Genomic DNA, 13924 nt, shown 5'->3' on the forward strand with positions numbered 1-13924 from the left:
CATAGAGCCACCTGCCTTGTGAGACAATGAGACTACTCACGCCTCATAGGGGGTGGCTTTTGCGTGAAAATCGAAGAATGGTTCCAGACTCTGAAGAATAAAGCGGAACTCATTGAAAGCAAATGGGCGGGTGCAACAGAACAGGAGCGAATTCAGCTTGCCGACCAGCTGTTTTACTTGCGGCAGGTCAGCGATACGGTCGTTGACCTGTGGCTGCAGTTTGAGGAGCGCCTGTCGAATGCCATACGGCGAATCAAGCAGATGGAGGGGCAACTGCCATCGGAGGGCAATCAGGTGCAGGCGGCGGCGACTCAAGAGAATGCTGCCAAGCATGCTAAGCCGCCGGAAGCGGACGGAGAGGACACTATCAGTCAAAAGGAGACCGTACCTTACGAGCCGATGTTTCGGCGCGGAGAGGGCTTTTATCATCTGCGCATGTACCAGGACGCCAAAAAATGCTTTGCCGAGCTGATCCGCGAATCGCCGGATTGGGAAAGCGGACGATTGTACTACGCCTACAGCCTGCTGTTTTGCGAAGAGCGGGAGAGCGCCTTCCGAGAATTTCGCTTGCTGAGCCGTTCTGCCAGCTCTCCGGCTGTCATGGCAATCAGCTACAATGCCATCGGGTGCATTCTCGCGGAGGAGGAGCAATGGCTGGAAGCAGCTCAGGCTTTCAAGGCATCGCTGGAAGCGAGACCCGACCAAGAAGAGGCGCGCTACAACTTGGCTCTCTGCTACTTGAAAGACGGGGACGCTCAGGAGGCTTTGGAGGAAGCGGAGCGCTGCCTGCTAAAGGATGAGAGTGACTGGGAAGCACAAATGCTTTGGCTGCGAGCGGCTCAGATGTTGCAGGCCATGGATGAGACGGCCGAATTGGCGCCTCCTTCCCCGCTGCAATTGCCGACGCGCGACCTGGGTACCGACACGCTTCAAGAGATGGCTTCTCTTTACGAATCGGTCGGAAATTATCACCGGGCGCAGATTTGCTATCACTTTTTGGCGGAAAGGCTGCCGCGGGAAGGCTGGACCTGGCATGGTCTCGCATGGAATACTTGGCTGATCTCCGGGACGAGGAGGGCCTTGACCCTCATGAAAAAGGCAATCAGCCTCGCGCCGCACGAAGATGACTTTACGTTCAGCTACGGTTGGATGCAGCTGTTCGACGGCAAAGCGGAACAAGCAGTGGCCGCCTTCCGCAAAATGCTGGAGAACAACAGGGACAACCGGCTAGGGCAGTCGGGGATGATTTCTGCGTACGAGAAGCTGGGCGAGCTGCAGGCAGCCAAAAAGCTGGCGAAAGAGTTTACGGAGGATCCTGAGCCGTACATCCGTTCTTTGGGCTATTTTCATCTCGGCCGCCTTGCGGTTGTAGAAGAAAATTGGCGGTTGGCGGAACAGTACTTCCAGCGTACTCTGCCGCATGCCAACCTGATCCGGGAGGTCCCCATCTACATGCAGCTGTGCGCAAGCAAGCTAGGAGAACAAAATCGGCAAAGCGGGCAGCTTCAGCCTTCCCTGCAACTGCAAGCAGGAAATCCCCCGGTTGTTGCCGAAGAGTGAGGGGGGAGCGGATGAGAGGATCCGCCCAGGTTATGAGGTGACAAACGTTTGAATCGATTACTGGTAGTAGACTTTGAAACGACGGGAAGCCATCCGCGTCAAGGAGACAGCATCATCCAGATCGGCGCCGTAGCCATTGATGACGGCCAAGTGACGGACAGCCTCTCTACCTTGGTAAATCCGGGGCAGCCTATCCCGCCTTTTATTACGCAATTGACTGGCATTACCGACGAAATGGTCGCGGACGCACCGACGCTGGAAGAGGTGTTTCCGCGCCTGCTGCGGTTATTGGATGGCAGGGCTTTTGTGGCCCACAATGCCAGCTTTGATCTCCAATTTTTGCAAGAAGCCCTGCTGAGCCAGGGCTATTATGCGTTTGACGGGTATGTGCTGGATACGGTCGAGCTGTCGCGGCTGATCCTGCCTACCCAAAACAGCTACCGACTAGGTGAGCTGGCATCCGATCTGGAAATTGCCCACGACCATCCCCATCAGGCAGACAGCGACGCGATGGCAACAGCCGAATTGTTCCTGCATCTGATGAACATCCTGAAGAGCTTGCCATTGGTGACCATCCAGCGCCTTCAGATGCTGGTGTCCTCCTTTCGCTCGGATATCGGGTCCCTTTTGAGGTTTATCGAAATGGAAAAGCTCGTGTCCATCCCGGAGATGGATGCAGAGCCGGGCAAAAACGACGGGGAGGAAATGTGGGACGTATACCGACAGCTGGCGCTGCGCAAGCGCGAGGAGAAGCTGACAGCCTCCTTAAAGCCGCAACGCCGAGCGGAGACCCCGATGTCCCCTTTTTCTGAAATGCTGGAGGGAATTATCGGTGAACGGGGCAGTTTGCCTGTCCGTGTAGCCGGTTACCAGCGCCGGGAGGCCCAGGAAGCCATGATGAACGCAGTGTTCGACGCCATGCAGGATGGCGTTCATCTCCTGGTGGAAGCGGGTACGGGTACGGGAAAATCATTGGGATATCTCATTCCCGGCATTATTTGGGCCAAGCAAAATCAGCAGCCATTGGTGGTCAGCACGAACACGATCCAACTCCAGGAGCAGCTGTTTCATAAAGAGATTTTGACCTTGCAGCAGACGCTCCCGTTTGATTTTCGGGCATCGACATTGAAAGGCAGAGGGAATTATTTGTGCCTGCGAAAGTTCGAGCAGGCGCTGGAAGAGCCGGTCGAAGGCAGCAGCCAGGAGATGCGAATGGTCAAAGGACAAATGCTGGTCTGGCTCACACAGACCCGGACTGGCGACGTCGAGGAACTCAGCATGCCGCCTGCAGGGCAGCTTTTTTGGCAGCAAGTCAAGAGCGACACCGGCTCCTGTCTGAACCGTGCTTGCCCGTGGTTCAGCCGCTGCTATTACTTTCAGGCGAAGGAGCGGGCGAGGGACGCGGAGGTTTTAATCGTCAACCATGCGCTTCTCATCAGCGATTTGCAGGCGGAGAGCAGAATCCTGCCGCCGTACGAAGTGGCCATTATCGACGAGGCGCACCACCTGGAGGACGCGGCGACCCAGCACCTGGGCAAGCAGTTTACGACTACGCAGCTGCTGTTTCTGTTCGACAGGGCATCCGTGGAACCGGACGGGGCACTGACCCGGTACGTGGCAGAGTGGGAGAGCTGGCTTGGTTCGCCGCAGAGCAGTCTGCAGGAACAATTGGCGGCGCTTGTTCCACTGTCGGCCCGTATGCGGGAAAAGGCCCAGTACTGGACGCAGCTGTTGTATGCGTGGGCATCCGATCGGGCGGAGGAGACGACGGATGCGGGACGGGAAACGGTCCGATACCGCGCCGAATCGTTCACGGGCAAGCATGAAAGAATCCGCAAGTCGACGCGCAAGCTCATCGAGAGTATGACTGCGTTTGCCGAGGGAATGGAAAAACTTCTAGAAGGAGTCCCGGTGGAAGAAAAACCGCCGTTTGCCGTGAGCAGCTTGCGAACGGATCTTTCCGGACTCCTCGGCGACTGGCAAAAAGTCGTGGAGCTGCTGCACTTCTTTTTGCTGGAGCAGGATCCGCAGTATGTCTACTGGATGGAGGTAGAGTCCCGCACGGCCCGCAAGCAGGTTCACCTGTCGGCTGCCTTGCTGGACGTCTCCGAATCGCTGGCAGAGCCGCTCTTTGGCCAAAAGCGCAGCTTGATTCTCACTTCCGCCACCTTGACCGTGAAAAACAGCTTTTCTTACGTCATGAACCGATTTGGGCTGGACAAGCTGCCGGAAAATCGGGTGAGGACATTGGCGCTTCCTTCGCCTTTTGCCTACGACCAGCAAGGATTGCTGCTGATTCCGTCTGATTTTCCGGCACCTGGAAAGGACAGCGACCAAGCGTATTTCGAAGCGGTCGTTCAAGGTTGCATCGATGTCGTCCAGGCGACCAAGGGCCGGACGATGATCCTGCTGACCTCCCACAGCATGCTGCGGATGGTCTACCAGGCCATGAAGGAACGCTTCGCGGAGTCCGGAGAATCGTACACGCTGCTTGGCCACGGGATTGACAGCAACAATCGCAGCAAGCTGGTCGGACTGTTTCAGACAATCGAGCGAAGCGTGCTGCTGGGAACGAGCAGCTTTTGGGAAGGGGTAGACATCCCGGGAGAAGCGCTGAGCAGTCTGGTCATCGTACGGCTGCCCTTTACCCCGCCGAATCACCCTGTCTACCAAGGCAGGGCCGACTTTCTCAAGGCAGAGGGCAAAAACGCGTTTATGTCCCTGGCTTTGCCGCAGGCCGTCATCATGTTCAAGCAAGGAGTGGGCAGGCTGATTCGCCACCAGCTCGACCGCGGTGTCGTCATCGTCTTTGACACGCGGATCGTGGAATCCCGATACGGACGGTCCTTTTTGCAATCGTTGCCTCCCTACCAGGTGGAGAGCGGTCCGTGGCCGGAGCTTCGCGAGAGAATCGAACCGTTTCTGGGCATGACCACCTTGCCGGATTCATAAAATGAAGCAATAGTCTCCCAGGGATTTAGGTGATAAAATAGATGGGATGGAAAACAAAATGGCGCTGGTTGCTTCTGGGATTTTGCGCGGCATTCCTCTTTTCCTGCACGCCCCAGAGTCGGACGCAAAGCGTGGTCAAAGTGGAAGACCCGTATGCCAGTGAGAATGAGCAAGACTTCACCGGTCTTGTCCTTACCTATTTTGCGCTTCCGCACGGAGAAAGCACGCTTGTCCGCCTTCCGGGGGGCAAGACGATGCTGATCGACACGGGACGTGCAGAAGATTGGCCTGTTTTGTTTGAACGCTTGTCGGAACGAAAACTAACGAGGCTCGACTATCTGGTGATCACGAACGATCAACCTGAACATATAGGCGGCTATCCGTTTCTCGAAAAACAGTTTTTGGTCGACACTGTCATTTTGCCCAAGCTGATTCAGTCATCGATTGAAAATGTCGTACCCTTGCGCCCTTCCCAAAAGCGGATAGCCTTGACGACTCAGGATCTGCCGCAGCTGGGAGACGACGTGAGCATGCAGGTGCTGCTTCCGGAGGAGCCATTGTTTCTGTCTCCGCAAAACAATTCGCTCGTCTTTCGGTTGCAGCACAAGCAGCTGCGGTTTTTGTTCACGAGCGGGATCAATGAGAAAGCGGAGGAGCGTCTGCTGGAGAAATACGGCGACCAGCTGAAGGCAGAGGTGCTGAAGGTGGGGGACCAGGGCAGCAATCAAGGTTCGTCCCAGCCTTTTCTCAGCAAGGTCGACCCGCAAGTCGCGATTATCCAGACGGGGAAGCTCCGCGACAAGATGAAGGACAGCCATACGGAAGTCTTGGAGCGGTTGGGCGAATCGTGGGCAGAGACTTACATCACCAGTCAGGACGGATCGATCACGATTTTGTCGAACGGGGAGGATTATCGGATCATCAAGCAAAAAAAGCAATAAGGGGGAGACCGAGCGTGGCCAAACACGAAAAAATTTCGGAAGCGGTCGTTCGCCGCCTGCCGATTTATCTTCGCTACCTCAGTTATCTGCAGCAAGTAGGGGTGGCAACCGTTTCCTCCGGGCAAATGGGCAAGAATCTGGATGTCAATCCGGCGCAAATCCGCAAAGATCTGGCCGCGTTCGGGGACTTTGGCAAGAAGGGCATCGGCTACGATGTCCATTACCTCGTGGAAAACATTCGCCAAATCCTCAAGCTGACGGATGAAATTCGGGTCGTGCTGGTAGGTGCCGGGCATTTGGGTCATGCCATCAGCAATTACAACGCTTATTTGAAGGATAACATGCGGATTGCGGCTATCTTTGACTGCGATCCCCAAAAGCTGGGAAAACAAGTGGCGGGTATTTCGATCCAGCCTCTGGAAGAGCTGGAACAGACGATCGCAGAAAAGCAGATCAAGCTGGCGATCATCACGGTACCTGCCCCGGCAGCGCAATCCGTATGTGATCAGTTGACTAAAGCGGGGATCAAAGGAATCCTGAATTTCGCCCCAACCACGATACGCGCTCCCAAGGACGTGCGTATCCACTACGCGGATGTGACATCCAATTTGCAAAGCCTGGCTTATTACTTATCGTAAAGAACGGAGTGTTTCCATGAAAAAAACCATCCTGATCCATGCAACAGTCATTACCGTAAACGAGGCAAACGAAGTCATCCACGATGGTGCCGTCGCGTTCGAGGGCGACAAGATTACGTACGTCGGGCCGACTCCGGAAGACCTCTCCGACGCAGGGTACGACGAAGTCATCGACCAAAAAGGCGATTACATCCTTCCGGGGTTGATCAATACGCATGGCCACGCCGGCATGTCGCTCCTGCGGGGATACGCGGACGATTTGCCGTTGCAGCAATGGCTGGAGGACAAAATGTGGCCGCTGGAAGCCCAATTTACGAGCGACCATGTGAAATGGGGCACCCAGCTGTCGCTGATTGAGATGATCCGCACCGGTACGACGACTTTCGTGGATATGTACGACCATATGGACGAGGTAGCGAAAGCGGTCCATGCGGCTGGCATGCGCGCTCGCCTCTGCCGGGGAATGATCGGCTTGTGCTCGGAGGAGGAGCGCAAAGCCAAACTGCAGGATGCGACCCTGTTCGCAAAAGAATGGCATGGTCAGGCGGACGGCCGCATCACTGTCATGATGGCTCCGCATGCCCCTTATACATGCGACCCGTCCTTCATTACCCAAATCATTGAGAAAGCCGACGAACTCTCGTTGCCTCTGCACATCCACATGTCGGAAACGGCCTGGGAAGTAGGGCAGAACGAGCGCGATTACGGACTGCGTCCCGTGGCACACCTGGAAAAGCTGGGAATGTTTAAGCGTCCTACACTCGTCGCGCATGCCGTGCATCTGACGGATGAAGAGATTGATATCTTGGCAAACTATCAAGTAAGAGTTTCTCATAACGTCGTGAGCAACTTGAAGCTGGCAAGCGGCGTGGCGCCCGTGCCGAAAATGCTGGCGAAAGGCGTAAGCGTCTCTCTGGGAACGGACAGTTCTGCCAGCAACAACAACCTGAACCTGTTTGAGGAATTGAAATTGGCCGCGATCCTGCACAAGGGCGTAAACTACGATCCGGTAGCAGTTCCAGCGGAGGAAGCCTTGCGCATGGCGACCCGCTACGGCGCAGATGGTGTCTTCCAGTCCGAGTCGTTGGGTTCCATTGAAGTAGGAAAACAGGCGGACCTGATTGTCATGGACAGCCATCAGGCCCACTTCCATCCGGCACACGAACCGATTTCTCACGTGGTTTACGCAGCGAACGGCAGGGATGTGAAGGACACGATCGTCGCCGGCAAATACTTGATGCGCAATCACCAGCTGCTGACGCTGGATGAAGAACGGGCGATTTACGAAGCAAACCGCATGTTCCAAATGCTGAAACGGTAAAAGGCTCCTGTCAGGTGTGGACAGGAGTGAAAGAAAGTAGTTGTAGGTAGGGGAAATTGGGTTTCAACAACGTCATGCCGTGCTTATTTTCGCCACAACTCGGTCAGGGGATGATGGCGAAAATCCAGTGAGGGTGTGTGTGATGAAATGCGAAGTGGTGAAGACAAGGCTGCCCAGGAGACGCGGTATTCCTGAATCAAGAACCCTAGTACGTCAGGAGATGTGGGTTGCTCGGAGCTCTTCACACGCTCACCTCCTCGGGGTGTACATGTAGTATGACCGACGTCCCCCTCGGTATGAGTAGCAACTTTTCCGTCCCGTTCTAAAACCTTCCCGTATAGCATAGGCTTAGACAACAAAACGGGACAGGGGGATTGGGACATGTATATCCGGCCCAAGCTGCTGTGGTGGCTCATACCCATCTTTCTCAGTCTGTTTTTCGTGGGGATCGCGCTCGGTTCCTTGGACAACCGAAGCGACATGAAAGGTGGACGAGTCATGGAGCAGGGAGCAAGCGCGGGATACGACCCGGCGACGCTGTCTGGATTGCTGGATCAGTTGACGCGGGAAGAGGAGCGGACGTTTGTCGTATACATGCAGAATCACGCTTTAAACGGGCGCTATCAGCGCGAACGGTTTTCGCTTTCCGGCGAAATCGCTGGCCACACGTTAGAAATTTCCCGTAACGACGAGCAAAAGGTAAACGTAATAATAGATGGACAGACGCAGGATCATACGTCGCTGCCTTATGCGCTGTACACGCCGCACGAGCATGCGTCTCTGATCAAAAGCGTCCTGCAATCGGTGGCCCCTCAGCCTTTGCAAGACCCCAGCGGTCAGGGCTGGAAGGGGTTTCGTGTGTCCGTTCCACCAAGGGAGGTCACCTCGCTGCTCGCACTCTGGTTGGGGCCATCGTTTCCGATCGAGGACCTCACACCGGAGCTTGCAAAAGGGATTGGTGTGACCTACCAGCTCTGGTACGAGCCGTCGTCGGGCAACATACGGCAAATGGACATGGAGATGACAATCAAGACGGCAGCAGGCGTCAAGCGCGACGAGCTGCGATTTCGCCTGTAACGTCACGAAGAAAAAAGGAGTTATCGTACAGTGCCTGTAAGAATGATCGTGGGAGCACTCGTTTTTGTGTTGATTGTAGGGGCGGGTTTTGCTTACCATTTGACCTCCACGGTCGTGGGGAAAAGAAGCGACTTTGATGAACAAGTGATGAAATGGGTGCAGGAACGGACGACAATCAGCCAAGTGGACTCGATCGATGAGTACAGAGGCAAGCAAAGCTACGCGGTCGTATTGGGCAAAAACCAGGTGGGCACACCTGTCGTCGCGTGGCTGACGGACAAGACCGCTGCATTCGACCGCATGGATCGCGCTGTTCCGCAGAAAAATGTGGAGGCCGCCGTGCTTAAGGGATTTCCCGGAGCCAAAATCTTGCACATCGTTCCCGGATTGGATAATGACCAACGTTTTTGGGAAGTGACGCTGCAGGACAAGGACGGGCGTTATCGCTATCTGCATTACGACTTGTTCCATGGAGGTTTGTTGGCCTCGTACGTTTTGGCGTCTGGTTCCTGAATTAAAAAGTTTCGGACCTTTCCCCTTTGGGGAAAGGTTTTTTCTTGTCGCAGCAGGGTTCTCAGAAGCCGAATGGCACAGTAACCAAGAACTGTATAACCATTTTGATATACTCGTATGATATACTAATTGCGATGAAAGAGATAGAAAAGAACGTATAAGCAGGGGGGAGAAGCAGTGCAATTGAAAAAAGGTACGATTGGATTGTCCTTGGTAGCGACACTCGCTCTCCTGTTCGGAGGATGGTTCTTTTATCAAAAGATTGAAATTGAAGAGCCGATCCGTACGGAAATCGGACAGTTGCAATCCGCGTCCTTGACGCATTTGGATGTCGGTAAGGATCAAATTGAAATAGATTTGAAAGTGACAAAACCGGAAACGTTTCCACAAGAATATCGCGAGCTGCTCGACAAGACAAACGGGCTTGCGGGAAGCAAGAAGGTAGTCATTTCCGTCGAGAATCAGTCGCAAGATTTGAAAGACATTTGGAAGAACGGCCAGTTTGTATTTACAGAAGTAATGGATCTCCATCAATACAGCCGGATTCCGCAGATCGTAGATCAGTGGAAAAAGGAGAACAAGCTCGATGATGCGACCGCTTTGATGGACGATACCAACATCTATGTTTACTTGAAAAAAGGGTCGGAGGATTTTTACACTATCATTCCCCGGTCCATGGAAGATGAGGTGACGGCCCGTGGGTAAAGAGCTCTTGATTGGCGTCGTTCCCGGAGTATTGATTTTCCTGTTGTTCTTGGGCATCAACATCACTCCGTTTGTGTTGTTTGCCCTCGTGCTTGGAGCCATCTACTTTTTCGTCCTACGCCAGCAAGGCGGCCAGGGTGGCAACTTCGCGCTTGGCGGCAAGCGCAAACAGAGCAAGCATATCATACCGAAAACCAATATCCAGTTTGCTGATATCGGTGGACAGGAACGGGCGAAAAAAGAATTGAAAGAAGCACTCGACTTCTTGGTGTACAAAGACAAGATCGAGCAATATGGCATTCGTCCGATCAAAGGCGTGCTGCTCACCGGACCGCCCGGAACAGGCAAGACGTTGATGGCAAAAGCCGCAGCCAACTACACCAACTCCGCTTTCGTGGCTGCCTCCGGCTCCCAGTTTGTAGAGATGTACGTGGGGGTAGGGGCGCAGCGAATTCGTGAGATGTTCAAGGAAGTCAAGGCAATCGCCGAGAAAAACGGTCAGGATAGCGCGATTATCTTCATCGACGAAATTGACGTGATCGGCGGGAAGCGCGACGGCCAGCAGCAAAAAGAGTACGACCAGACGTTGAACCAGCTGCTGACGGAAATGGACGGGGTGGCGACGAGCGACAAGCCGCGCGTCCTGGTCATGGCGGCGACCAACCGGATCGATATGCTGGATGCGGCTTTGCTGCGCCCGGGCCGCTTTGACCGCCACATCAATGTGGATTTGCCGGACAAACCGGCACGTGAGCAAATCTTGACGATTCATACAGCGAACAAGCCGCTCGGCTCCGATGTCGTGCTGGAAAAGGTAGCGCAAGAGACGTTCGGTTTTTCTGGCGCGCAGCTCGAAAGTGTGGCCAATGAGGCTGCGATCTATGCCATGCGCGAGAACTGCAGCAAGATCGAGTCACGTCACTTCGCCTATGCGGTCGACAAAGTGATGCTCGGGGAAAAAGTAGACCGCGAAGCGTCCGAGGAAGAGAAAAAGCGCGTCGCCTTGCACGAGCTGGGGCACGCGATCGTCAGCGAGATGGTTCGTCCGGGTTCGGTGTCGCAGGTCACGCTGAGTCCGCGAGGCAAAGCGCTGGGCTACGTGCGGCAAAATCCTCTGGAAGACCGCTATCTGTACACGAAGGATGCCATGGAGAAACAAATCATGGTCAGTCTGGGAGGAGCTGTCGCTGAAGAAATCTATTACGGCGGCCGCAGTACAGGGTCGAAAAACGACTTTGAGCAAGCGCTGGGAATGGCCCAGGAGATTGTGCAGAGCGGGATGTCCAGACTGGGGATCGTCCATCTGCAATACGTGGATAAAACGCGGATTCACGATGAGGTCGAGCACCTGCTGGAAAACCTGCTGGAGCGAACGCACAGCCTGCTGGCGAAATGTGACGCCGTGTTTAAAAACGGGCTCCAGACGCTGCTCGATGCGGAAGTTTTGCAGGGAGACGAATTCCGCGAGCTGCTCAAGCAAAACCAAACCAAAGAAGAGCATGTCGCTGTATAAGCATCGCATGGCAGCGCATCCGAATAAAACCGCAAGACTGACAGACGATTCTGTTGATCTTGCGGTTTTTTGTACGGGTAACAGCAACCCTAGCGAACCAAACTTTTTTCCGAAGGGGTGCCAAACGCCCTCCTCTGTGAATATCTTACAGAATGATCTGGGATTGACATCAGGAGGCAAGGAGACTCTATGGCAAATGTAAATCGGCGCAAGCTGAACAAAAATTTGGGGAAAACCGTCCGGAGAAGCTCTGCGGAATTTGAAATTCCGCTGTTCCAATCCAAGCGCAATGTCGATTGGCTTTCAGAGCTGGAAGAGGATCTTTTGGACGGCGAGATTCCTCCCGAACAATCACAACCGCTCCCGACAGCAGCGAAGGGGAATCCAGCTACTCCGCCGCTGCAAAAAATGCCGACCCAAGGCATCTCCTCCAACCAGACGACTTACACCAAGGTGATCAAGGAGCGGAATGACGACCGGGTGAGATCATTTGTTTACACGGACGATTTGACCGACCAGTCCGTCACCACGGAGAAAATCGCGAATCGGGCGATTGACGCGACAAAAATGAAGCCAGGCATTGTAGACAATACGCTCTTGAAAGACTATGCAGTGGACAGCAGCAAGCTGGCTGACCAAAGCGTCACCTCGAACAAGATCGCTCCCCAAGCGATCCAGAGCGAGCATCTGGGACGAGGAATCATCAACAGCGATATGATTCAGGATCGATCCATTTCCGGTCAAAAGCTGATCAACTACAGCATTTCATCGGAAAAATTGGCGGACAAAGTCATCGATTCAATGAAGTTTGCCGAAGGAGCGATCCAGAGCAAACACATTCAGGAGCAGGCCATTACCAGTGAACTGATCCAGGATCAGGCGATCACTTCGGAGAAAATCAAAACAGGCGGGATCCATACCAGACACCTGGCGAATTACGCGATCAATTCCGTCAAGCTGGAGGACGGAGCGGTCACGAGCGATAAGATTCGTGACGGCGCAGTGACGGCAGCAAAACTCGATGAGAATGTGATCGAATCCCAGCACATTCGGGAGGGATCCATTCTTCACCACCACGTCGCGGACCAGGCCATAGACCAGCGAAATCTGGCGCCCGGCTCTGTGACAGATACACACCTTGCCTTTCAGGCGGTATTTACGCAGCACCTCCAAGATGAAGCGGTTACGAGCGACAAAATCGGCCCCTATGCCGTGTTGACCGAACATTTGGACCACGCGAGCGTTACCTCTGAAAAAATTGCAAGGGAGTCGGTCACTGGTGTCCACTTGCAAGCCTCAAGCGTCCAGACTTCCCATTTGCAAGACCATGCCATCTCCACGAAAAAGCTCGGGGATCAGCAAGTGACGACAGCCAAGCTGGCTGACAGAGCCGTGACGAGCGAGAAGCTGGGGAATCGGAGTGTCGGCAGCCACCATCTGCTGGAGGAAAGCATCGAGGCGAGGCATCTGGCTGACAACTCGATCACCCCTGAAAAGCTCGCCCGCAAGTCCATTGAAGATCGGCATTTGACGGAACGGCTCATCGGCCCTGCCCACTTGCGGGAGTACGCGGTGCAAACACAGCATCTCGGGGATCATGTGGTCACAACGTCCAAGATCGCTCCGGAGTCGATTTCGACGGATAAAATCACGGAACTGAGCGTCACGACGACGAAGCTGGCAGACTCGGCCGTCACTTCTCCCAAATTGGGAACGGAAGCAGTGAAGACGCGACATCTGGGGAAAGGCGCAGTCACGGGGGAGAAATTGGCGGAAAAGGCGGTATCGTCCACTCACCTCGCCAGTCTGTCCGTGCAGAATGAACATCTCCAGCCTAAGTCGGTCAGCAAGGAGAAGCTGCAGGATGGCAGCGTCACACGCGAGAAGCTGACGGATCGGGTCATAGATGGATCCAAAATCGAGCTGCAATCCTTGACTGGGGAGCATGTGGTACTGGAGAGCCTGACTGGTCGCCACCTCGCCGCAGGAAGCATCACGTCCGAAAAGCTGGCGAAGCAAACCATCGAGACGCAGCACATCGTCGATCGGGCCATTACGGAAGAGAAGCTCGCGGACGGAATCGTGACAGAGAATAAAGTGGCTCCCGGATCAATCAGCGACATTCATATTGTGGACCGCAGCATTTCTCCGGAAAAGCTTTCGTTTTACCCGGTTCAAACGGCCAGAAGGCACGCTCCGGCCTTGCAGCTGTTTGGATCCACGCCATACCGGATGCCGGCAAGCGAGCGGACTGTGGACGTCGTCATTCGGCTTCCGGAGCCGTTTGGCGATGCCAGTTACTGCATCGTAGCCATGACCAACCAGCCCGGAATGGGGGCTTCCCTGAAAAAAACGTCCAAATTTTCGGCTATTATTACCGTGTTTCGCTCGCGGGAAGACGGTGAGATCAGCGGGATGCTCCAATGGATCGCTCTCGGGGAAAAGGGGAGCCCTGATGATGACGGCTTCACAGAAGAAGATTTCCTGGAAGAAGAAGGGAGCGATTGGTCAAGCGAGTCACCGGAGGCATTGACAGAGGATGACTTGTTGCGGGAACTGGAGGAAGAGCTTGTAGAAAGAGAGGAGACCTTAGGGCAAGGGATTGAGCATGCCGACCGCCAATCTGAATAGCGGCAGCCGACGAGGCGCCTTTCTGCAGCCAGCGGAAAGGCTATTTTGTTTCCGTAATGTTATTATGGTAAAC

General features: G+C 54.5%; 10 protein-coding genes. All 10 read left to right on the forward strand.

What is annotated here, in order from left to right; all coding sequences use genetic code 11:
* Window positions 1–63: 63 nt before the first annotated feature.
* The 10 genes from RGB73_RS13590 to RGB73_RS13635 all read left to right on the forward strand — a co-directional run bounded on the left by RGB73_RS13590 (window position 64) and on the right by RGB73_RS13635 (window position 13851).
* Window positions 64–1560: a tetratricopeptide repeat protein gene (locus RGB73_RS13590; RefSeq protein ID WP_310772848.1), complete on the forward strand. Its 1497-nt coding sequence runs from the start codon at window positions 64–66 to the stop codon at window positions 1558–1560.
* A gap of 48 nt (window positions 1561–1608) precedes the next feature.
* Window positions 1609–4512 carry an ATP-dependent DNA helicase DinG gene (dinG, locus tag RGB73_RS13595; protein WP_310772850.1) on the forward strand — a complete coding sequence of 968 codons (2904 nt, stop codon included), beginning with the start codon at window positions 1609–1611 and terminating at the stop codon, window positions 4510–4512.
* A gap of 41 nt (window positions 4513–4553) precedes the next feature.
* Window positions 4554–5453 (forward strand): ComEC/Rec2 family competence protein, encoded by a 900-nt coding sequence (locus tag RGB73_RS13600; RefSeq protein WP_310772852.1) that lies wholly within the window; start codon window positions 4554–4556, stop codon window positions 5451–5453.
* Window positions 5454–5467: 14 nt separating this feature from the next.
* Entirely contained in the window at window positions 5468–6091 is a 624-nt protein-coding gene (locus RGB73_RS13605; RefSeq protein WP_310772854.1) for a redox-sensing transcriptional repressor Rex, read from the forward strand.
* Window positions 6092–6107: 16 nt separating this feature from the next.
* The gene (locus RGB73_RS13610) at window positions 6108–7412 is read left to right on the forward strand and encodes an amidohydrolase (RefSeq protein WP_310772856.1); all 1305 of its coding nucleotides are present in this window, start codon (window positions 6108–6110) and stop codon (window positions 7410–7412) included.
* A gap of 381 nt (window positions 7413–7793) precedes the next feature.
* Window positions 7794–8489, forward strand: a complete 696-nt coding sequence (locus RGB73_RS13615; RefSeq protein WP_310772858.1) for a hypothetical protein — start codon at window positions 7794–7796, stop codon at window positions 8487–8489.
* A gap of 30 nt (window positions 8490–8519) precedes the next feature.
* Window positions 8520–9002 carry a cell wall elongation regulator TseB-like domain-containing protein gene (locus RGB73_RS13620; protein WP_310772860.1) on the forward strand — a complete coding sequence of 161 codons (483 nt, stop codon included), beginning with the start codon at window positions 8520–8522 and terminating at the stop codon, window positions 9000–9002.
* Window positions 9003–9179: 177 nt separating this feature from the next.
* A complete protein-coding gene (locus tag RGB73_RS13625) occupies window positions 9180–9707 on the forward strand; it encodes a hypothetical protein (protein WP_310772862.1) in 528 nt (175 codons plus the stop codon).
* On the forward strand, window positions 9700–11220 hold the full coding sequence (locus tag RGB73_RS13630; RefSeq protein WP_310772864.1) for an AAA family ATPase: 1521 nt from the start codon (window positions 9700–9702) through the stop codon (window positions 11218–11220). Before RGB73_RS13625 ends, RGB73_RS13630 begins: the two co-directional genes overlap by 8 nt.
* Before the next feature lie 189 nt (window positions 11221–11409).
* Window positions 11410–13851: a WIAG-tail domain gene (locus tag RGB73_RS13635; protein WP_310772866.1), complete on the forward strand. Its 2442-nt coding sequence runs from the start codon at window positions 11410–11412 to the stop codon at window positions 13849–13851.
* Window positions 13852–13924: the final 73 nt, after the last annotated feature.

The sequence above is a fragment of the Brevibacillus brevis genome, assembly GCF_031583145.1.
Classification (GTDB): domain Bacteria; phylum Bacillota; class Bacilli; order Brevibacillales; family Brevibacillaceae; genus Brevibacillus; species Brevibacillus brevis_E.

Coding starts and splice junctions, on each gene's coding strand:
- RGB73_RS13615 (WP_310772858.1), top strand. CDS start 7,794: ATGTATATCCGGCCCAAGCTGCTGTGGTGGCTCATACCCATCTTTCTC.
- RGB73_RS13635 (WP_310772866.1), top strand. CDS start 11,410: ATGGCAAATGTAAATCGGCGCAAGCTGAACAAAAATTTGGGGAAAACC.
- RGB73_RS13600 (WP_310772852.1), top strand. CDS start 4,554: ATGGGATGGAAAACAAAATGGCGCTGGTTGCTTCTGGGATTTTGCGCG.
- RGB73_RS13610 (WP_310772856.1), top strand. CDS start 6,108: ATGAAAAAAACCATCCTGATCCATGCAACAGTCATTACCGTAAACGAG.